17 protein-coding genes are annotated in these 20,790 nt (G+C 71.3%); 11 read left to right on the top strand and 6 right to left on the bottom strand.

Translation table 11 applies throughout. From position 1 onward, the window contains the following. The first annotated feature begins 108 nt into the window (after positions 1-108). From BDW27_RS24830 to BDW27_RS24820, 3 genes are all read left to right on the top strand, one after another. Positions 109-774, top strand: a complete 666-nt coding sequence (locus BDW27_RS24830; RefSeq protein WP_110052019.1) for a DUF6758 family protein — start codon at positions 109-111, stop codon at positions 772-774. A 56-nt stretch (positions 775-830) separates the two neighbouring features. Next, on the top strand, positions 831-1,706 hold the full coding sequence (locus tag BDW27_RS24825; protein WP_017547207.1) for a PHP domain-containing protein: 876 nt from the start codon (positions 831-833) through the stop codon (positions 1,704-1,706). 105 nt (positions 1,707-1,811) lie between these two features. Further along, the gene (locus BDW27_RS24820) at positions 1,812-2,771 is read left to right on the top strand and encodes an MBL fold metallo-hydrolase (protein WP_110052018.1); all 960 of its coding nucleotides are present in this window, start codon (positions 1,812-1,814) and stop codon (positions 2,769-2,771) included. Positions 2,772-2,874: 103 nt separating this feature from the next. Here BDW27_RS24820 and BDW27_RS24815 read toward each other — a convergent pair whose 3' ends face one another. Next, on the bottom strand, positions 2,875-3,783 hold the full coding sequence (locus tag BDW27_RS24815) for an alpha/beta fold hydrolase (protein WP_026129707.1): 909 nt from the start codon (positions 3,781-3,783) through the stop codon (positions 2,875-2,877). Positions 3,784-3,860: 77 nt separating this feature from the next. Then, the gene (locus BDW27_RS24810; RefSeq protein WP_110052016.1) at positions 3,861-5,408 is read right to left on the bottom strand and encodes a DEAD/DEAH box helicase; all 1,548 of its coding nucleotides are present in this window, start codon (positions 5,406-5,408) and stop codon (positions 3,861-3,863) included. Between the two features lie 622 nt (positions 5,409-6,030). Between BDW27_RS24810 and BDW27_RS24805 the strand changes: the two genes are divergently transcribed. The 3 genes from BDW27_RS24805 (at position 6,031) to BDW27_RS24795 (ending at position 7,720) form a co-directional block, all read left to right on the top strand. Next, a complete protein-coding gene (locus BDW27_RS24805) occupies positions 6,031-6,729 on the top strand; it encodes a ferritin-like fold-containing protein (RefSeq protein ID WP_026129706.1) in 699 nt (232 codons plus the stop codon). Positions 6,730-6,903: 174 nt separating this feature from the next. Next, positions 6,904-7,215 carry a DUF6401 family natural product biosynthesis protein gene (locus BDW27_RS24800; RefSeq protein ID WP_017547201.1) on the top strand — a complete coding sequence of 104 codons (312 nt, stop codon included), beginning with the start codon at positions 6,904-6,906 and terminating at the stop codon, positions 7,213-7,215. Positions 7,216-7,477: 262 nt separating this feature from the next. Then, a complete protein-coding gene (locus tag BDW27_RS24795) occupies positions 7,478-7,720 on the top strand; it encodes a hypothetical protein (RefSeq protein ID WP_017547200.1) in 243 nt (80 codons plus the stop codon). 91 nt (positions 7,721-7,811) lie between these two features. Here BDW27_RS24795 and BDW27_RS24790 read toward each other — a convergent pair whose 3' ends face one another. The 3 genes from BDW27_RS24790 to BDW27_RS24780 all read right to left on the bottom strand — a co-directional run bounded on the left by BDW27_RS24790 (position 7,812) and on the right by BDW27_RS24780 (position 10,043). Further along, the gene (locus BDW27_RS24790) at positions 7,812-8,615 is read right to left on the bottom strand and encodes a hypothetical protein (RefSeq protein ID WP_017547199.1); all 804 of its coding nucleotides are present in this window, start codon (positions 8,613-8,615) and stop codon (positions 7,812-7,814) included. 329 nt (positions 8,616-8,944) lie between these two features. Further along, a complete protein-coding gene (locus BDW27_RS24785) occupies positions 8,945-9,604 on the bottom strand; it encodes a TetR/AcrR family transcriptional regulator (RefSeq protein WP_026129705.1) in 660 nt (219 codons plus the stop codon). A 199-nt stretch (positions 9,605-9,803) separates the two neighbouring features. Continuing rightward, complete coding sequence (locus tag BDW27_RS24780) at positions 9,804-10,043, bottom strand: hypothetical protein (protein WP_110052014.1); 240 nt, start codon at positions 10,041-10,043, stop codon at positions 9,804-9,806. Positions 10,044-10,346: 303 nt separating this feature from the next. Between BDW27_RS24780 and moeZ the strand changes: the two genes are divergently transcribed. From moeZ to BDW27_RS24755, 5 genes are all read left to right on the top strand, one after another. After that, complete coding sequence (gene moeZ / locus BDW27_RS24775) at positions 10,347-11,510, top strand: adenylyltransferase/sulfurtransferase MoeZ (protein WP_110052013.1); 1,164 nt, start codon at positions 10,347-10,349, stop codon at positions 11,508-11,510. 193 nt (positions 11,511-11,703) lie between these two features. Next, positions 11,704-12,090 (top strand): hypothetical protein, encoded by a 387-nt coding sequence (locus BDW27_RS24770; protein ID WP_017547247.1) that lies wholly within the window; start codon positions 11,704-11,706, stop codon positions 12,088-12,090. 43 nt (positions 12,091-12,133) lie between these two features. Continuing rightward, positions 12,134-12,487, top strand: a complete 354-nt coding sequence (locus BDW27_RS24765) for an MGMT family protein (protein WP_017547248.1) — start codon at positions 12,134-12,136, stop codon at positions 12,485-12,487. A gap of 86 nt (positions 12,488-12,573) precedes the next feature. Further along, entirely contained in the window at positions 12,574-15,771 is a 3,198-nt protein-coding gene (locus BDW27_RS24760; protein WP_199560762.1) for an ATP-dependent DNA helicase, read from the top strand. Continuing rightward, positions 15,764-19,426: a UvrD-helicase domain-containing protein gene (locus tag BDW27_RS24755; protein WP_110052009.1), complete on the top strand. Its 3,663-nt coding sequence runs from the start codon at positions 15,764-15,766 to the stop codon at positions 19,424-19,426. The genes BDW27_RS24760 and BDW27_RS24755 overlap by 8 nt, the downstream gene beginning before the upstream one ends. Positions 19,427-20,007: 581 nt before the next feature. Here BDW27_RS24755 and BDW27_RS24750 read toward each other — a convergent pair. Beyond that, positions 20,008-20,790, bottom strand: a 783-nt coding sequence (locus BDW27_RS24750; RefSeq protein ID WP_110052008.1) for an HNH endonuclease signature motif containing protein, incomplete at its 5' end; no start/stop codon positions are given.

Genomic DNA, 20,790 nt, shown 5'->3' with positions numbered 1-20,790 from the left:
GTGAACGGCGGACCTTCGGGCCCGCCGTCGCCCGGAACGGGCGGGGTGCGATCGCGCCCCGCCCGCTCGGCGTTTTCACAGGACACCACTCGGGTAAACACGTAGAACATGAAAGCCCAGCCCTCGTGTCCACGTTGCGGACGCGCCGTGCAACCCCCGGGGTTGTGGACCAGCGCGTGGAGGTGTGACGCCCATGGGGCGGTGGCACCTCTCCAGGGAGTACGGGCACCGGGCCCCGCCGCACTCGACTCCCTCCTCTCGCAGGCCGGGGTCCCCGTGTGGATTCCGTGGCCGCTGCCCACCGGATGGGTGGTCACCGGGTTCGCGGAGGTCGGTGACGAGCGCAGCGGTGCCCTGGCGGTGGCCGTGGCGCTGTCCGGCCCCAACCCGCTCGGGGGCGTCGGTGAGGCCGTCATCGTCGCGGAGGACCCGGGAATCGGCCTGGGCGCCCGCATCGCGGGGCTGGAGGGCCCGGACCCCGGCCACGGGTTCGACTCCGGTCCGCCCGACGCCAAGGTGCGCTTCGACGGGCACGAGATGGCGCTGTGGAACCTCGATCTGGGGCGCGACCGCGCCGCCTACGCGGGTGAGGCTCTCTCCCACTGGCTGTGGCTGGTCTTCGCGTCCGCCGACACCGGCCTGCTGATGTGCGAGGTCAGCTCCCTTCGGGACCTGCGCGACCTTCGAGACGGAGGCGTCGCCCAGGAACCGCCGTTCGGGGCGCCCAGCCCCTTCCTCAGCCGCGTCCTGGTGGTGGAGGGCGAGCAGGACTGATCCCGTCCTGCGTCCCGCACCGAGCGGGAACGCCCCCGCTTACGTACAATCGCCCGGTGACACGTATCGACCTGCACTCCCATAGCTCGGTCTCCGACGGGACCGACGCCCCAGCCGAGGTCATCGCGTACGCGGTCGCCGCCGGACTCGACGTACTGGCCCTGACCGACCACGACACGGTCGGCGGGATCGAGGAGGCGGCGGCGCATCTGCCCTCCGGGTTCACCCTGGTCCCCGGCATGGAGCTGTCCTGCGCCTACGAGGGCTCCAGCGTCCACCTGGTCTCCTACCTGTTCGACCCGGGCTCCTCGGGGCTGGCCGCCGAGCTGCGCCGTGTGCGCTCGGACCGGGCCTCGCGCGCTGAGGAGATGGTGCGCAAGCTCCAGGAGCACGGTGTGGACGTGACCTGGGAGCGGGTGCTGGAGATCGCCGGAGCGGGCGAGGCGCAGTACGCGGACGCCAACACGATCGGCCGCCCGCACCTGGCCAGGGCGGTCGTGGAGGCGGGCGCTGCCCGGGACGTGCAGGACGCCTTCGACAAGTGGATCGGATCGGGTGGCCCGGCCTATGCCTCCCGGTACGCGATCGACCCGGTTCGCGCGGTCGAACTGGTCCGGGAGGCCGGCGGGGTCTGCTCGCTGGCGCACCCGGGGCGGGCCGAGGGCGCCACCAACGGCGCCGTCCCCGTGGAGCTGGCCGAACGCATGGCGGCGGCCGGTCTGGGCGGGATCGAGGCCGACCACCCCTCGCACAACCGGCCGCAGCGCAAGTTCTGGCGGGGTGTGGCCGCCGATCTGGGCGTGGTGGTCACCGGCTCCAGCGACGACCACGGCGCGCTCACAGGGCACCGGCTGGGTTCTCGCACCACGGCCCCGGAGGCCTTCGAGGAGCTCACCGCTCCCGCGACGGGGGTACCGCTGATCGTGGGGTGACCCGCCGCCGGAGCCGGGGGTTCGGTACGGTACGGATCACTGCGCGGGGACGCGAGAATGGTCGCAGCGATTTAGCACTTACCCCTGGATGAGAGGTCTGGAGCCGTGTTCTGGAAGCGGAAGCCGAAGAAGCAGGACGGCCAGGAGGCCACCGATTCCGCTGCGGAGGTCGCGGAGGACGTCACCGAGGAGACCGAGGACGACGCGGTCGACACCACGGAGACCAAGGACAAGGCCGAGGACGCCGGGTCCGAGAACGAGGCTGAGGTCAAGGACGCCGAGGCCGAGGCCGACGAGTCCGGCGCTGACGAGTCCGGCGCCGACGCCAAGGGCGAGGCCAAGGCTGACGCCGATGCCGAGGACGCTGAGGACGACACCAAGGCCGCCGCCGTGTCCGTCGACGAGGACGACGAGGTGGAGGAGGTCGGTGTCACCGGCCCCGACTCGGACGGCGTCATCCGCGTCCGCACCGCCGGGACCTTCGAGTTCGACGGCGAGAAGTACGAGATCATCAGCAACACCTGGATCATCGAGGCCGACAAGGACGGCGTCGTGATCATCGACCCCGCCCACGACGCCGAGGCGATCATGAAGGCCGTCGGCGACCGCGAGGTCTACCTGGTGGCCTGCACCAACGGCTACAGCCCCCACATCGAGTCGGCCCTGGCCATCGCGGAGGAGACCGAGGCCGACATCGCGCTGCACCCCCGCGAGATGCGTGCCTGGCGCCGCATCCACGGGGCGGAGCACCGCCCGGAGATCGACGTCGAGGGCGAGGGCGCCCTGGACATCGGCGACCTGCACATCGACGTCCTGGCCCTGCCCGGCACCACCAACGGCACCGTCGGCTTCTACGTGAGCGAACTCGGCGCCGTGTTCAGCGGTGACACCCTCCGCAAGGGCGAGCCCGGCATGGTCGGCAACACCTACATCGACTACACCACCCAGCTCGCCTCCATCGGCGAGAACCTGCTCTCCCTGCCGCCGGACACCCGCATCCTCCCGGACCGCGGACCCTCCACGACGGTCGAGGCCGAGGGCCGCAACTTCGACTCCTGGGTCTGACCCCCGGACTCCCGAACCCGAACGGCCGGGCCGCCGCACCCTGTGAGGAGCGGCGGCCCGGCCGTACGTCTTCGTTCACCACCGGTCTCGGACCGGTTGCCGGTCAGCGGCGGCCCACGGACTCCGTCTCGTTCCAGAAGCTCGTGAGCGCGCTCGACGTGGTCTCAGGCGCCTCCACGTTGGGGGAGTGGCCCGCACCGGGGACCACCAGCCGCCGCGCGCCCAGGCGCTCGGCCATCCCGTCCTGCTCGGCCAGCGGCCAGGCGTCGTCGTTCTCGCCGTAGATGACCAGGGCGGGGAGGTCCACCTCCGCCAGCTCGTCGATCCGGTCCCGGGCGCCCAGCAGGTCCTCGGCCATCCGGATGAGGGCCAGCGCACTCGTGTTCAGGAACCGGTCGCGCAGGAAGTCGACGACCTCCGGCTTGGGGGTGCGGGCGCGGGCCTCGGCGGCGAAGCGTTCGTCCCACAGCGTCCGGAGCCGTTCCGGGGTGGGGTCCATCGACAGTGCGGCGATGAGGTTGCGTGCCCGGTCCGCGCCGGCGCCGCTCAGGGCGCCGGGGCCGGAACACATCAGTGTGAGGGAGGAGAGGGGAGTGAGTTCGGTCAGCGCCGCCTCCTGGGCGACCAGCCCGCCGAAGGAGTGCCCCACCAGGTGCACAGGGCCGCCGTCGCCGACCACGTCGAGCACCTCTCCGACGACGGCGCCCAGGGAGGACAGGCGGTAGTCGGGCAGCTCGACCCCGGGCGGCGGGGTGAGGGTCTCGGGGCCCGGCGAACGGTACGTGCCGGGCAGGTCGATCGCGACCACCTCCCGCCCGGCCTGCGCCAGGCTCTGGAGGAGGGCGATGAAGTCCTCCTTGCTGCCGGTGAAGCCGTGCACCAGGACAGCGGGGGTCAGGACGGTGCCGCCGGAGGTGGGCTGGGCCCGGAGTGCGGCCACCGGACCGTACGAAAGACGCAGGTCCGTGCGCCGCACACCCGGCGGCGGATCGAGGAACTCAGGTGTACTCACGTCGGGCCACCCTAGACGATGGGACTACCGGTCCGGGGGTACCCGACGCGGATTCGACCGTTCTCGGATCAGGTGTGTCAGGTGTTCTCGGGGTCGCGGCGCACGGCGCCACGGGTGCGACGACGGCGGCGGACCCGGCGGGCACCGTCACCCTCGGCGGACTGCTCGGGACCGTTGGTCGGGGCGTCGGCCTTCACCGAGGCCTTCTCCGCCGCACCCTCGGACCGGCCGGCGTTCTCACCGCCGCGAGTGCGTCGGCGCGAACGGTTCCGGTCGCGGTCACGGTCACGGGAGCTCTTGCGTCCCCCCTGCTCAGAGTGTTCCTTGCGGTCGCCGCCACGGCCATTGCGGCCACCCCGGCCACCCCGGTCGCCGCCGCGCGGCTGCCCGGTGTCGCCGATGTCCTCGACCTCCTCGGCCTCCAAGCCGGCGTGCTCGCCGCGCTTGTCCATGGCGAGCTTGCCCTTGGTCCCCTTGGGGATGCGCAGCGCCTCGAAGAAGTGCGGGGAGGTGGAGTAGGTCTCCTCGGGCTCGTGGAAGTCCAGGTCGAGCGCGCCGTTGATCAGCTTCCAGCGCGGCATCTCCTGCCAGTCCACGAACGTGACGGCGGTGCCGGTGCGCCCCGCGCGACCGGTGCGGCCGATGCGGTGCGTGTAGGTCTTCTCGTCCTCGGGCGTCTCGTAGTTGACCACGTGGGTCACGTCGTCGACGTCCAGGCCCCGGGCGGCCACGTCGGTGGCGACCAGGATGTTGATCTTGCCGTTGCGGAAGGCCCGCAGGGCTCGCTCGCGCTGGCTCTGGCCGAGGTCGCCGTGCACGGCCGCGGCGGCGAAGCCACGGTCCTTGAGCTCCCCGGCGACCCTGTCGCAGGCCCGCTTGGTCTGGCAGAACACCATGCTCTGGCCGTGTTCCTCGGACTGGAGGAGCCGGGCCAGCATCTCGGGCTTGTCCATCTGGTGGGTGCGGAACGCGTGCTGGGCGATCCGCTTGGTGATGGCCGAGCCGTCGATCTCGTTGTCGTCACCGGCCCGCACGTGGGTGGGCTGGCGCAGGTAGTTCCGCGAGAGAGTGACGATCTCGCTCGGCATGGTGGCCGAGAAGAGCATCACCTGGCGCTCGGTCGGGATCTTCTTGAGGATGCGCTCGATGTCCGGGAGGAAACCGAGGTCGAGCATCTTGTCGGCCTCGTCCAGGACCACCGCCGCGACCTCGTCCAGCCGCAGGTGCTTCTGGTTCTCCAGGTCGAGGAGCCGGCCGGGGGTGCCGACGACGACGTCGACGCCCTCCTTGAGCCCGTTGATCTGCGGCTCGTAGGAGCGGCCGCCGTAGACGGTCAGGATGCGGCCACCGCTGCGCTTGCTCGTGGTGGTGAGGTCGGCGGCCACCTGGATGGCCAGCTCACGGGTGGGGACGACGACCAGGGCGCGCGGCCGCTTGGGCGTGCCCGGCTTCTCCTGTGCGCGCTGGAGGAGGGGAAGACCGAAGGCGAGGGTCTTGCCGGTTCCGGTACGCGCCTGGCCGATGATGTCGCTGCCGTTCAGCGCGATCGGCAGGGCCAGTTCCTGGATGGGGAACGGGGAGATGATCCCCTCCGCCTCCAGGGCGTCGGCGAGTTCCGGGCTCACGCCCAGGTCGCGGAAGGTGGTCGCGGATGTCGTGGTTTCTGCTGTGCTGCTCAGGGCTCAGGCCTCCATCTAGGCGGGCCGCAGCGTTGTTCGTGGCCGCGGCGGGGTGCGGTCGCGGGCGGCTTGTGACCGCCGCGGAGGGCGCGGCTCACCGGTTCCCGCTTCGGCGAGGGAGTCTCGGTGGCGCTGCCGTCTGGACCCGCGCGGCCCGGGGGGTTCCCTGGTCACGATGTGTCGGTTCCATCCGCTGGATTGTCGTGTGCGGTGCGTAGCTGGGCGCGTGGGCCGTTGCTCCCTCACGCCGCACTGCTCGTGAGGACACGTTGTGGTGTCCGGTCGCACGTCGCTGGGCGCCCGCGTCCGCGGCGCCGGAAGGTGCTCGCGGGAGGGCCCGCGTCGCTGGGGTGCGGGACGCGGCGCCGCGATCGTGCGCGCCGGTCATCACGCTGAGTCTAGCTGCTGGTTCGCCCGGTGCACATAGTTGCTCACTGTGCTGTGGACCCCGCTCTTCACCGGGCTCCGACGGCCGGGACCGTACCCGCTCTCAGCGGGTGCAACCGTTCTCCGGAGGCGTTTAGTCCCCGATTGGGTGCGGGGGAGGCCGGACGATACCCTGACGGGCATGACCCAAGGCCCCTCTGCCGCCCCCGGCGTGATCGATCTGCTCGGACTGCTCGCCTACGCCGAGCTCGGTTCCTTCTTCCGTCTGGCCGACGACGCCGGTCTGGCGCCGTCGCTGCGGACCAAGGGCCAGCTGGCGGGTCTGGCCGCCACCGAACAGAACCACTACCAGGCGCTCCACCAGCGCCTGGCGGAGCTCGGGGTGGACCCCGAGGAGGCCATGGCCCCGTTCGTGCGGCCCTTGGACGCCTGGCACGAGCGCACCGAACCGCAGAGCTGGCTGGAGAGCCTGGTCAAGACCTACGTCGGCGACGGCATCGCGGGTGACTTCTACCGCAGGGTCGCCGAGCTGGCCGACGCCGACACCCGCGCCCTCGTCGAGGACGTGCTCGCCGAGACCGAGCGGGCCGCGTTCGTCGCCGGGCAGGTGCGCGCCGCGCTCGCCGAGGACCCCAAGCTGGCCGGGCGCCTGTCCCTGTGGGCCCGCCGTCTGGTGGGGGAGGCGCTGAGCCAGGCGCAGGCCGTGGCGGTGGACCGACCGCAGCTGGCCACCCTTTTGGCGCGTGACCCCAAGGTGGTCGAGCGGGGTGAGAGGACGGGCGACTCGGGCCTGGGCGACCTCGCCGCGGTCAGCCGGATGTTCGCCTCCCTCACGGAGGGGCACGCGGCGCGACTCTCCGCGATGGGTCTGGCCGAATAGGCGCGCGGAACGTCCGACCAGTACTGGTTTCCACCTTCTTGGGTGTTTGACCGGAACTTGGTCCCACTTGGTCAAGTGCGGGTAATTTCCAACACATTCGTTACGATCCATTGGTTCGGCGCACATAGAGTCGATGGAGTTTCCCGTCTCCTGACCACGCGAGTAGGTACTTCCATGCCCCGTGGGACCTCCGTGCGCCACCCGCTGGCCGGACTCACCCGTGACTTCCACAAGATCGGCCCCCTCGACGCGCCGGTACCGCCCTGGATGAGCGCTGAGCTGGACCAGCACGCCGCACAGGTGTGCGAAGGCATCGTCTCCGGCGGCGCCGAACTGACCGCCAACACGCTCGGGACGTACCTGCACGGTTTCCTTGACGGCTGCCTCGAACGCGGCTGGGACTCCGAGGACTCCAGCTATGACTGGGAGACGCTCCGCATTCTCGCGATCTGCCGACTGGCGAAGGACCGCGGTTTCGTCCGCTAGGTTGGTGACGTCCGCAGGCGGGTGTGATCTGCGCCGCGATTCCTCTCGCGGTCATCGCCTTCTGGTTCTCCGGCGCGATCCGCCACTTGGGCGTACGCTGAAAAGGCACCGGTGAACCTTGGCGGCCCGATCCGGATCGGCGCACCGCCGGAACCGGCGGCCTGCGGAATGCAACGGTGTATTCACGGTGTTCCAGGGGCGAGGCGGTACCCGGGCACCGTAACTGCGGAGCGGCCCGAAGAGCCGCGAGAAAGGAAAGCGAATGAGGAGCGGTCGGCATGGGGCGGCGCGCCCACCGGTCGGCGTCCTGATCCAGCAGGATCGCGTCGACTTCGCGCTTTTCGCACTGATCTTCGTTGTCGCGCTCGCGTCGATGGTGTTCACCGGACCCGGAAGCGTCGTCTTCTGGCTGGCGTTCCTGCCGTTGATCGCCACGGGCGTCCTGGCGTGGCGACGCATCGAGAACCTCTCCCGTCAGGAACTGCGGGACTCCGAGTTCCTGTGACGGGGCGCCGCACGGACGGCGCACACGACGAGGGCGAGGCCATTGGCCCCGCCCTCACCTGCGTTTCCGGGTGACCCGGCTGCCCTCGTGTCTACGAGGTGGACTCACCGCCCCTCGGGCGCTGTCCCGGCAGGCTGGAGGCCTCTTCCGGCGTCCCCTGGCCCTCGGAGGCCCTGAAACCGGGGCGGCCCATGGCCGCCTCGCGCCCGGCGTCGTAGCTGCTCCCACCGCCGCTCACGCGCGCGGTCTCACGCTCGGCCGCCTCCAGCCAGTTCGTCCAGCGGGACTGCATCGGGCGGATGAGTCCGCCGCCGACGCCGACCACCAGGATGCCACCGACCGTGGCGAGCACCGCGACCAGCACCGGAAGCGTGACGGTGGTGGCGACGCCCATCTGGTTCAGCGCCGCGATGACACCGAGCGCCAGGACGGCGACGGCCGCGACGTTGGCCAGGAACCGGCCGTAGGACAGAGCGCCCAGGGCACCGGTGATCAGGTCCCGGACGGCCTTGGCGATCATGCCCGCCACAACGACGATGATCAGCGCCACGATGCCGTGCGGAATCCAGGCGATGACGTCATTGAGCAGTGTGCTGATCGGGTTCGGCCCGAAGACGTTGAACGCGAGCGTCAGCACGAACAACAGTCCGACGTAGTAGACGATCTTTCCGCCCAGCTCACTGGCGGTCCAGCGGCTGCGCTCGAAGTACTCGCCCACGCCCCCGCGGTGCAGCGCGCGGTCCAGCCCGACACTGTGCAGGCCCTTGGCGACGCCCTTCCCCACGAACCAGGCGATGATCCAGCCCAGTACCAGGATCACCAGGAAGCCCAGCAGTAGCGGTACGAAGCCCGCCACGGTCTGCCAGGCGTCCATCAGGCCCTGACCGATGTCCATACGTCCTCACCCCCGAATCGCTGGTTCCGTCCGGGCGCCGGTGGCCGGTGCCGAACGGATACGGCGAAGAGAAGCGCGTTACTTCTCAGTTTCGCGATACCCGGCGCACGATAATCGAACCGTTCTGAATGCCGGTGTCGCGTTGATTGCCCGCTCTTGGTCGAGGAATGGCCATTCTGTGGTTCTTTTTCGCCCGGGGATTCGAGATAATCCCCGGTTGGTAATTGCGCGGGAAAAGCATGGAGAGCGCAGGGGAACGCGAAGGCCCCCGGAACACCGTGGTGTTCCGGGGGCCGTTCCGCGTGGTTCGCGGGAGTGTCAGTGCGGGGTCAGGCCCCGGGGGCGGTCTCCGGTCCGTCCTCGTCGGCGGACCGGGTCAGGTCCCAGCCGCTGATCCCGCGCCAGGCCAACCGGGCCACCAGCTGTTCGGCGGCGTCCTTGGGGATCGCGCCGTGGTTGTTCAGCCAGTATCGGGCGCTGGTCTCGGCCATGCCGACCAGTGCGATGCTCAGCAGGTGCGCCTCGTCGTCGGAGATGCTCGTGTCCTGGCGGATGACCTTGCCGATCAGTTCCGCGCAGCGCTGGAACGTCTGCTCGCTCTTCTCCCGGACGGCCGGGAGGTTGCGCAGGTCGGATTCGAAGACCAGCCGGAACGCCTCACCGTCGCCCGCCACGAAGTCGAAGTAGGCCTGGAAACTGGCGGTGACGCGCTGACGGTTGTCGTCGGTGCTCTCCAGCGCCTCCCGCTGTTTCTCGACCAGGGCCTCGGAGTGTTCCTCCAGAAGGGCCAGGTAGAGCTCCAGCTTTCCGGGGAAGTGCTGGTACAGGACCGGCTTGCTGACTCCCGCGCGGTCCGCGATCTCGTCCATCGCCGCGGCGTGGTAGCCACGGGCGACGAAGACCTCCTGAGCCGCTGCCAGGAGTTGGCGGCGGCGCCGGACCCGGGGCAGGCGCGTGCCCCGGGCGCGGGCGTCTGATGGAGCTGTCACACCCACACCCTCCGAACTCGGCATGGCAGATGCACACCATTCACCGGACATCTGCGTGGCTTACGCTGTCGGACGCGGTCTCGGCTCTGTGACGCGGCCCGCAGCTTTTCTCTCATCCTACTCCGGCGTAGCTTCGGAGTGGGCAGTGCGCACGGACGACCGCCCGTGGTCAGGCGGGGTGGGGCGGGACCGTGTGCGGTCAGCGGCGTTCTTCCTCGTCCTGCCCGGCCTCCCGGACCTGTTCGATCACGTCCGCCTCGTCGGCCTGGTCGAAGCTCTCGCGAGCGGCCCGCTCGGTCCACTCCTCGCGGCCCTCGTCACCGTCGGCGTCGGCCCGTACGCGTTGCTCGGCCGCGTCCGCCTCGGGCACCGCCGAGGTCGGGTCCTCGTCCTCGGGGGCGCTGGGCCGCCGGTTCCCACTGTCGTCGGAAGTTGCCACAGGGTCCTCCCAGGATCGTCGCGGAGCGTACGAGCGACACTACCCGCGACGACTCTCGGGGCAAGGGGAGCCGCGCGGCCGGTGTTCCCGCACCGTGCGGAATGAACTCCCGGGCCGCAGTGGTTGAGGGAGGTCAGGAAGCGCCCGGGGGGCGACGAGGACCACGCCTCCCCGGGGTGGGAATGGAATACCCCACCCGTTAGGTTGGGTATGAGTGCAAGCAGCTTCGCGCACCCCCACGTTCCCGTGGGCCCCTCGGCACGGGTGGACGCGAAGCGACCCGAACAGTCATGAGGAGTCACCGTGTCGCTGCCGCCGCTGGTCGAACCAGCCGCCGAGCTGACCGTGGACGAGGTGCGCCGTTACTCGCGCCACCTGATCATCCCCGATGTGGGGATGGCCGGCCAGAAGCGCCTGAAGAACGCCAAGGTGCTGGTCGTCGGTGCGGGCGGTCTCGGCTCCCCGGCCCTGCTCTACCTGGCCGCCGCCGGTGTGGGCACGCTCGGCATCATCGACTTCGACGTCGTCGACGAGTCCAACCTCCAGCGTCAGGTCATCCACGGGCAGAGCGACGTCGGCCGCCCCAAGGCCGAGTCCGCCCGGGACAGCATCAAGGAGGTGAACCCCAACGTCGAGGTCATCCTGCACCAGGACCGCCTGGAGTCGGACAACGCGTTGGACATCCTCGCGGGCTACGACCTGATCCTGGACGGCACGGACAACTTCGCCACCCGGTACCTGGTCAACGACGCCGCCGTCATCCTGAACAAGCCCTACGTCTGGGGTTCGATCTACCGGTTCGACGGTCAGGTCAGCGTCTTCTGGAACGAGTACGGGCCCCAGTACCGCGACCTCTACCCCGAGCCCCCGCCGCCCGGCATGGTCCCGTCCTGCGCCGAGGGCGGCGTGCTGGGCGTGCTGTGCGCGTCCATCGGCTCGGTGATGGTCAACGAGGCGATCAAGCTGATCACCGGCATCGGTGACCCGCTGGTCGGCCGCCTGCTCATCTTCGACGCCCTGGAGATGACCTGGCGCGAGGTCAAGGTCCGCAAGGACCCGGACACCGAGCCGGTGACCGAGCTCATCGACTACGAGGCCTTCTGCGGGGCCGTGTCCGAGGAGGCCACCGAGGCCGCCGCGGACTCGACCATCACCGCTCCGGAGCTCAAGGAGCTGCTGGGCAACAAGCCCGACGAGATCTTCCTCGTGGACGTGCGCGAGCAGAACGAGTACGAGATCGTCAGCATCCCGGGCGCCACGCTCATCCCCAAGGGTGAGTTCCTCAACGGCAAGGCGTTCGAGCAGCTGCCGCAGGACAAGCGCGTGGTCCTGCACTGCAAGTCCGGTGTGCGTTCGGCCGAGGCCCTGGCCGCCGTGAAGGCCGCCGGGTTCTCCGACGCCGTGCACGTGGGCGGCGGCGTGTTGGCCTGGATCAACCAGGTCGACCCGAGCCTGCCCGAGTACTAGAGAGCGAGCCCGCACGGCGGGACCAAGCGTCTCCTTCGGACGGCGTCGGGTGTTCCCGGCGCCGTCCGTCGTGTGTCCGGGCCGGGCTTTTCGCTGGTCCGAACCCCTATCAAGGGTGATAAATGGGTACGAAGCACCCACGGGGTGCGGTACCGACCTCCGGTGCGGACCCCTGCCGCGAGGAGGTGGCGTGATGCGTGAGAAGGGACGCTGGGCGGACGTGGCCACGATTGTTCTCGGGCTCGTCGTGGGTCTGAGCTGGGTCGGGCACGGGATGTACGGCTTCTCCGGGGCGATGTTCCTCCTGGTGGGGCTGGCGGTCATCGTCATGGCCACGATGTCCCTGACCCGGCCCGGCGCGCTGGTGACCGAGCTCGGCGTGACGGCGGCCGGCGTGCTGCTGTTCGTCCTGCCGTGGGCGCTGGACTACACCCACGTCCTGCCCGCCGCGATCACGGCGTGGGTCGGCGGCGTGATCATCGCCGCCCTGGGCGTGAACGGGCTGGTACGGGCCCGCGCCGCGCGCAGGCGCGACCCCGAGCTGGCGTGGGGCACCCACATGAACGTGGTGTCCGAGTAACGGGCGCCGACGAGTGTCCGAGGGGGCGGATAGGCTCGGGCGCATGGTCGAGCCCCACCCCCGAGAACCCGCCGAGGACGAGGAGTCCGAGCCCGTCGACGAGTACACCGAGGAGGTCCTCTCGGTGGTCGAGCGGATCCCGTCGGGCCGGGTCATGAGCTACGGCGACATCGCCGAGTACGTCGGCCGGGGCGGACCCCGGCAGGTGGGTTCGGTGATGTCCCGCTGGGGCGGGGGAGTTCCGTGGTGGCGCGTGGTGCGCTCGGACGGGCGACCCGCCGAGGGCCACCTCGTACGTGCCCGATCCCACTACGCGGCGGAGGCCACCCCGATGCGCCCGAGCGGCGACCGGGTGGACATGCGGGAAGCCCGATGGGACGGGGGAAGCGGCGCCTGACGGGGCTCCGGAGCGCCCACGCGGCGTCCGCGATGGTCGTCGACCTCTGGTGAACTGGAGGCGTGAACACATCCCCGTACCGTCTTGTGCGGCGCGCCCACCAGGTGCTGCCGCCTCCGGTGCTGGACGAGAACCAGCAGCGCGTCGTCGACCACCCGGGCGGCCCGCTCCTGGTCCTGGCCGGTCCCGGGACCGGCAAGACCACCACGATCGTCGAGGCCGTGGTGGACCGCATCGACAACCGTGGTGTGGACCCCTCCCGCATCCTGGTGCTCACCTTCAGCCGCAAGGCCGCCCAGGAGCTGCGTGAGCGCATCACCGGCCGTCTGCGGCGCACCACCCGCGAACCCCTCGCCCTCACCTTCCACAGCTACGCCTACGCCCTCATCCGCCGCGAGTTCCAGCGGATGGGCGACTCCCCGCCCCGGCTGCTGTCCGGGCCCGAGCAGCTCATGGAGGTTCGCGAGCTGCTGAACTGGGAGTTCCAGGACGGCGCCGAGGAGTGGCCCGAGCGACTGCGCCCGGCCCTGGAGACCCGTGGGTTCGCGGAGGAGCTACGCGACTTCCTCATGCGCGCCCAGGAGCGCGGGCTGGGCCCGGCAGACCTGGCCCGGGCGGCGGCCGAGCGCGACCGCGACGACTGGACCGCCGCCGCCGGGTTCCTCTCCCGGATGAACGGCCGGTTCGACATCGCGCCGGTGCCCACCCTCAACTACGCCGAACTCGTACGCGTGGCCGCGAACATGCTCTCCGACCCCGAGGTGCAGGAGCGCGAGCGGGCCGCCCACGAGGTGGTGTTCGTCGACGAGTACCAGGACACCGACCCGGCCCAGGAGGAGCTGCTGCGCGCCCTGGCCGGGGACGGCCGCGACCTCGTCGCGGTGGGTGACCCGGACCAGTCCATCTACGCCTTCCGCGGTGCCGAGGTGGACAACATCCTCGACTTCCCGCGTCGTTTCCCCACACTGCGGCGTACCGACGCCCCGGTCGTGGCACTGCGCACCTGTCGACGCAGTGGTGCTGCCCTGTTGACGGCCTCGCGCGGCCTCACCCGCCGCCTGCCCGCCGTGGCCTCAGCCCAGGGAAGGGTGAACGCCCACCGCGACCTCATCCCCGCCGAGGGGGTCCCGGACGGTGAGGTGCACGTCCTCATGGCGGACAGCTCCACCCAGGAAGCCGCCGTCATCGCCGACACCCTGCGCCGTGCCCACCTGGTGGACGGGGTCCCGTGGTCGGACATGGCCGTTCTGGTGCGCTCCTCCAGCCGCCAGCTCCCGGTGCTGCGTCGGGCGCTCACGGCCGCCTCGGTGCCGGTGGTCGTGGGGTCCGATGACCTGCCGGTGGCAGCCGAACCCATCGTCCGTCCGCTGCTCGGCCTCATCCGCTACGGCCTGCGCCCGCAGGAGCTGGACGACGACGCCGCCCGAGAGCTACTCATGAGCCCCTTCGGTGAGGCGGACTCGGTACGGCTGCGCCGTCTGGTCCGCGCCCTGCGCCGCCTGGACCTCGACCGCGCCGCGAACGGAGCCGAGCCCGCCGAGCCCCCCGAACCCACTGACGCTGCCGGGGATGCCAGGAACACCGAGGGCACCGAGGAGACCGGCTACCGGCCCTCCTCCCGGTTGCTCGTGGACGCCCTGCGCGACCCCGGTGAACTCACGCTGGTGGACCCCGCCGTGGCCGCCCCGGCCCTGCGCGTGGCCAACGCGTTGCGCACCGTCCGGGACCTGTCGGCCAAGGGCGCCGACGCCGAGCAGGTCCTCTGGGAGCTGTGGCGGGCCAGCGGCCTGGCCGACCGCCTCATGCGCGCCAGCCTGGCCGGGGGCCGCCGGGGCGCTGCCGCCGACCGCGACCTGGACGCCGTGGTCGCGCTGTTCGAGAGCGCCGCCCGCTACTGCGACCGCCTGCCGCCCGGCACCCCCGGCGGGTTCCTGGAGGACCTCGCCGCGCAGGAGATTCCCGGCGACAGCCTCGCCGAGCGCGCGCCCGAGGGCGAGGCGGTGCGCATCCTCACCGCCCACCGCTCCAAGGGCCTGGAGTGGGGCCTGGTGATCGTCGCCGGGGTCCAGGAGGGCGAGTGGCCGGACCTGCGGCTGCGCGGTTCCCTGCTCGGCGTGGAGGAGCTGCTGGACTCCGGCGGCCACTCCGCCGACTCCTTCGGCGCCGCCCTGGCGTCCAAGCTCCTGCACGAGGAGCGCCGCCTGTTCTACGTGGCGCTCACCCGTGCGCGCCGCACCCTCTACGTCACCTGCGTGGGCGGCGAGGACACCGACGAACGCCCCTCCCGCTTCCTCAACGAGATGGGCACGGGCGACCCGGAACCGGTCAGCACCGGCCGCCGCTGGCTGTCCCTGCCCGCGCTCGTCGCCGACCTGCGCTCGGTGGTCACCGACCCCGAGGCCCCCAACCCCCTGCGCACGGCCGCCGCCGCCCACCTGGCCCGCCTTGCAGAGGAGGGCGTCCGGGGAGCGGACCCGGCCGAGTGGTACGCGCTCACCCCCTTCTCCGACGCTCGACCGCTCTCCGACCCCGAGGACACCATCCGGGTGTCGCCCTCCCAGGTGGAGAGCTTCACCAACTGCCAGCTCCGCTGGTTGCTGGAGCGCGCGGCCGGGGCGTCCTCCGGCGACTCCGCCTCCGCCCTGGGCACCGTCGTGCACGCCGTCGCCGTGCTGGTCGCCGAGGGCGGCACCGCCGAGGAGGTCGGCGCCCGCATGGACGAGATCTGGGCCGACCTCGACTTCGGCGGCCCCTGGCAGTCCGACAAACAGCGCGACCGCGCCGACGAGATGGTCCGCAAGTTCATCACCTGGGACGCCACCAACGACCGCGAACTGGTCGTCACCGAGGAGGGTTTCAAGGTGGACGTGGGCGGGATCGAGATCACCGGCCGAGTGGACCGCCTCGAACGCGACTCCGAGGGCCGCGCCGTGGTCGTGGACATCAAGACCGGCGGCACCAAGGCCGACGACCTGGCCCGCCACCCCCAGCTCGGCGTCTACCAGATGGCCGTGCTCCGGGGCGCCTTCGCCAAGCTCGGCCTGGCCGAACCCGGCGGCGCCGCCCTCGTCCAGGTCGGCAAGGCCGCGCTCAGCAAGAAGGCACGCGAACAGACCCAGCCCCCGCTGGGCGAGGACCCTGACCCTGCTTGGGCGGGGACCCTCGTCCGCGAGGTCGCCATCGGTATGGGCGGGTCCCGCTTCGCCGCCACCCGCAACACCGGATGCAACGCGTGCGCCGTGCGCGCCTGCTGCCCGGTCCAGGACGAGGGCCGACATGTCTGAACCCATCACCGGGGCACCCTCCGCCTCCGGTTCCCCCGACCCCCACAGACCCCGCTTCAACCCGGCCGAGCTGGCCCGGCTCCTCAAGCGTCCCGAACCCACCGCCGAGCAGGCCCAGGTCATCTCGGCGCCGCTGGAACCCGGGGTGGTGATCGCCGGCGCCGGGTCGGGCAAGAGCGAGACCATGGCGGCCCGCGTCGTGTGGCTGGTCGCCAACGGCCACGTCCGCCCGGAGCAGATCCTCGGGCTGACCTTCACTCGCAAGGCCACCGCCGAGCTGGCCGAGCGCGTGAGCAAGCGCCTGGAGCAGCTGCGCGCCACCGAGCAGTTCCCGGACGAGCTGCTGGACGGCGAGCCCACCGTCTCCACCTACAACTCCTACGCCGGGCGCATCGTCGCCGACCACGCCCTGCGTGAGGCGGTCGAACCCACGTCCCGGCTGCTCAGCGAGGGTCAGGCCTGGCAACTGGCCGCCCGGATCGTCGGCGAGTACGACGGTCCCATGGAACACGTGAACGTCGGCGCGGACACCGTCACCCGCCGCGTCCTGGACCTGTCCGGGCAGATCTCCGACCACCTCACCACCACGGACCAGGTGCGCGGCGTCGGCCGCTGGATCCAGGCCGGGGTGGACGCGATGTCCCGCAAGACCACCCAGCCCACCCGGGACCTGGTGGACACCCAGCGCCGTCGCGAGCAACTGCTCCCACTGGTGGACCGCTACAACCACGCCAAGCACGCGCGCGAGGCCATGGACTTCGGCGACCAGATGGCGCTGGCAGCCCGCATCGCCCAGAACCACGCCGAGGTCGGGCTGATCGAGCGCGGCCGGTTCCGCGTGGTCCTGCTCGACGAGTACCAGGACACCAGCCACGCCCAACTGGTGCTGCTGCGCGCGCTGTTCGGCGAGGGGCACGCGGTGACCGCCGTGGGCGACCCCTGCCAGTCCATCTACGGATGGCGGGGGGCGATCGCCGCCAACCTCACCAGCTTCCCCACCGACTTCCCGGTCGCGCCCGGACGCCCCGCCCCGGTCCGCCGACTCACCTTCAGCTTCCGCAACGGTGAACGGATCCTGCGGGTGGCCAAACGAATCTCCGAGCCGCTGCGCGCCGAGGCGGCCGACGTCCCGGTGCTGCACCCCAGCCAGGCTCGGCAGGGTCGCGGCCTCGCACGGGCGGGGCTGTTCTCCACGGAGACCGAGGAGGCGGCCTGGATCGCCGACCACGTGCGGGACCTGCTCCGGGCCGACGCCGAGACCCCGGGCGGCCAGGTGTTCGCCCCGGACGGGCTGGTGTGGCCCGAGAGCGAGACCGGCGGCGGACCCGACGGCGGGATCAGCCCCGGTGACGTCGCGGTCCTGTGCCGCAAGCGCTCCCAGTTCCCGCCGCTGCGCGACGCCCTGGAGGCGCACGGCATCCCCGTGGAGGTCGTCGGCCTGGGCGGGCTCATGCTCGTGCCCGAGGTCCGCGACATCATCGCCACCCTGCGCGTGGTCCACGACGCCTCGGCCGGGAACGAGCTGGCCCGCCTGCTCACCGGGCCGCGCTGGCGGATGGGCCCCCGCGACCTCGCCGCGCTCGGCTCCCGCGCCACCGAGCTGGCCAGGCACACCCGCCGCGACCTCACCGGCCCCGCGGCCGAGGAGGGGGCGCGCGAGGAGTCGGAGGACCTGCTGCGCCGCACCGTCCTGGACCTGACCGCCGAGAGCGGCAGCCTCGTGGACGCCGTCGATGACCCGGGGCCCGCCGAGAACTACTCGGAGACCGCCTACGAGCGTCTGGGGCGCCTCGCCGAGGAACTGCGCACCCTGCGCAAGCTCGTGGGCCAACCGCTGCCGGACCTCATCACCGAGATCGAGCGGATGCTCGGCCTGGACATCGAGGTGGGTGCGCGCACCAACCGCGACCCCCTCTCGGCCCGCGCCGACCTGGACGCCTTCGTGGACCACGCCGTCCGCTTCGTCGGCAACTCCGAGGACCCCACCCTGGGGAGCTTCCTCGGCTACCTCAACGCCGCCGAGGAGAACGAGAGCGCCCTCAGCCCGGGAGAACGGGTGGGCGGCTCGGACAGCGTCAAGCTCATGACCATGCACGGAGCCAAGGGCCTGGAGTGGCCCGTGGTGATCGTGCCCGGGGTGAGCGCCGGGGCGCGCGCCCCGCTCTTCCCCGCCAAGGCCCGCGACTCCCTTGCCTGGGTGAAGGCCGACCACCAGCTCCCGTACCCGCTGCGCGGCGACCGCTCCAGCCTGCCCACGCTGCGCGGGGTCGAGAAGGAGGACATCGCCGCGTTCAAGGAGGCGGAGGAGGCCCGCCACCTGATGGAGGAACGGCGGCTCGCCTACGTGGCGGTCACCCGGGCCTCCTACGAACTGGTGTGCACCGGTCACTGGTGGGGGCGGACCGGCAGCACTCCGCGCGGGCCCTCGGAGTTCCTGGAGGAGATCCGCGAGGCCTGCGAGCAGGGGGCCGGGGGAGTGGTGCGCTGGGACCCGCCGCCGGACCCCGAGGACACCAACCCGCACGACGAGGAGGAGTCGTCGGCGGTGTGGCCCCCCGAGGACGTGCCGTCCGCCACGGGTTCCGCGGAGTCCGCGCCGGTGCTGTTGCCGGTTCCGGCAGTTCCGGAACCCGTGCCGGACTTCGAGTTCGGACCGGAACCGGACTTTGAGTTCGAGCCGGAGTACGATCCCGAGTTCGACGACGTACCGGTGCCCGACTTCGACGCGCTCATCGAGTCCCCGGCCGAGCCCGCTCCGGTAGCGGAGCCCGAGCCGAACCCGCAGGACCAGCCCCCCGCCGCCGACTCCCGACGAGCCCAGATCGTGGCCGGTGCTGAGCTGGTCGAGCAGGCGCGTGCGCGCATGCGTGAGGGGAAGCCGGTCGGGCCGAGGAAGCCCCCCGAGGGGCTGCGCCGCAGGCTCCAGGGGTGGGAGCGCGACACCGAGTTGCTGCTCGCCCACCGGGACCGGGCCGCCTCGGGCCCGGGGGACGGGCCAGTCCAGGTGGAGCTGCCCGACCACCTGTCGGTGTCCTCCATGGTCTGGTTGGCGCGCGATCCCTCCGCGCTGGCCCGGCAGATCCGTCGGCCGCTGCCCCGGCCGCCTGCGCCGCACACCCGCCGGGGCACCGCCTTCCACGCGTGGTTGGAGCAGCGGTTCGGCCACAACGCGACGCTGCTGGACGAGTTGCCGGGGGCCGCCGACGAGACCGCAGGTGAGGATGAGGACCTGGCCGAACTCCAGCGCAGGTTCGAGGAGAGCGAGTGGGGCACGAGGATTCCGGCCGAGGTCGAGGTGCCGTTCGAGACGGTCATCGGTGACCGTCTGATCCGTGGTCGGATGGACGCGGTGTTCCATGACGCCGACACCGGGCGGTACGACGTCGTGGACTGGAAGACCGGTCGTCCGCCGGGGAACAACGTCGAGCGCAGGGCTGTCGGGGTGCAGCTGGCCGCCTATCGGCTGGCCTGGGCCGACTTGGCCGGAGTGGGGCTGGAGGAGGTTCGGGCCGCGTTCCACTACGTGCGGGCGGGGGAGACCGTCCGGCCCGCCGATCTGCTGGACGCGGACGGGTTGGCGGCCCTGATCACCAACATCCCCGAACCCTCGTTGAACGGGGAACCCCGGCACACTGAGCAACGCCCCACAGGGTGAGGCCAGCGGATTCACCCTGGCCACGCCCAGAATCCCGTGCGCAGTCATTGATCGTGGTCTCCTCGACAACCCTCAGGACCCAGCACCTCGTGGATTCACCTGCTCCGGGTGATTCATGGGCCCCATCTCTTGGGATCTCTTCCAGGTGCTGGAGGGGCAGCCCTCCTCGGCTCGCACGCGGGGTGCCTTCTCTTCCCACCCACCGGATCCTCCTCTTCGGCCTCGCCGGAACTGGAAAGGCATCAGCGAAGGCGGGTGCTTCCTCGCGTCGGTGCGCAGCGTGGTGCGTGTCGCGGCTGGTCATTGGCCCGGACGGGACTGCGGCAGCGAGGGCGGGTGTTTCCTCGCGTCGGTGCGTAACGGGTTGCGTGTCGCGGCTGGTCATTCGCTGGGACGGAAGAGCATCAGCGAGGGCGGGAGCTGGGTCGGGGTTGGTGGTGGTGCGCAGGTTGGGAAGGTGCTGCCCGTCCCTGTCCTGGGCGGGGGTCTGGACGACGATGTTGGGTGTGGGCATGACGGGGTTCCTCCCGGACCGGTGGTAGGGGCGTGCGGAGGTAGGGGTAGGGGGCTGGGGCCGGGGGTCATTCGCGTGGTGGGCGGGGAAGCGGTACCCGCCCCGGCGGGCCGGGTGGTCGGGGTGGTCGGGGTGGGTGGCCTCGGTTGCGGCCGGACCACATCCTGTTGTCCTTGCGCAACCCCCACCGGTGCTTGAGCCGGTTGTGGGTCGAGCACAAGGGCTGGATGTTCTCGACGCTGGTGCGTCCGCCCTGCCACCACTCCACGATGTGATCGGCCTGCGTCCACTTCAGGGGCACATCACACCCGTACTGCCAGGCGCAGGTGGTGTGCCCCAGGTAAGCGGCCGCCTTGATCTGCGGGGAAGCGGTCCGGTACTCGTGCCCCACATCCAACACCGCGCCACTCTTGTGCTCCACCATCAGGTGACGCACCAAACTCTCACCCAGCAGCTCCCGCACGGCGGTGGTGGGGACCACCTGCCCGCTCTGGGTGGCGGCCGCATCACCCCCGCCCGCCCCGGTCAGGGTGGTGGCGGGGATCAGGATGGTGATGAGCGCGGCCGGCGTCGAGGGCTTCTCACACCCGTGGTGGGTCTGGGCCAAGGCCGCCGCGTTCATGAACGCGTCATAGTCCCGCTGGGCTCGCGACAACCCCTCCTCGGGGTTATGGGGGTTGGCGTAACCCTCCAGCACGGCCTCCAGGCGCAGCGCGTCAGCGGCCGATCCCCAGGCCTGGAACAGGAAGCTCCCACCGAAGGTCCGGGCCAGGGTCGCGCCCCGGTTGGCGTGGGCGGCCTCGTGCTCGCGCTCCACACCCTCGGGGTCCAGGCGGGCGCTGAGCTGGTG

This window comes from Nocardiopsis sp. L17-MgMaSL7, from assembly GCF_003182025.1.
GTDB classification, from domain to species: domain Bacteria; phylum Actinomycetota; class Actinomycetes; order Streptosporangiales; family Streptosporangiaceae; genus Nocardiopsis; species Nocardiopsis prasina.
This window is presented reverse-complemented; position numbering and strand designations above follow the sequence as displayed.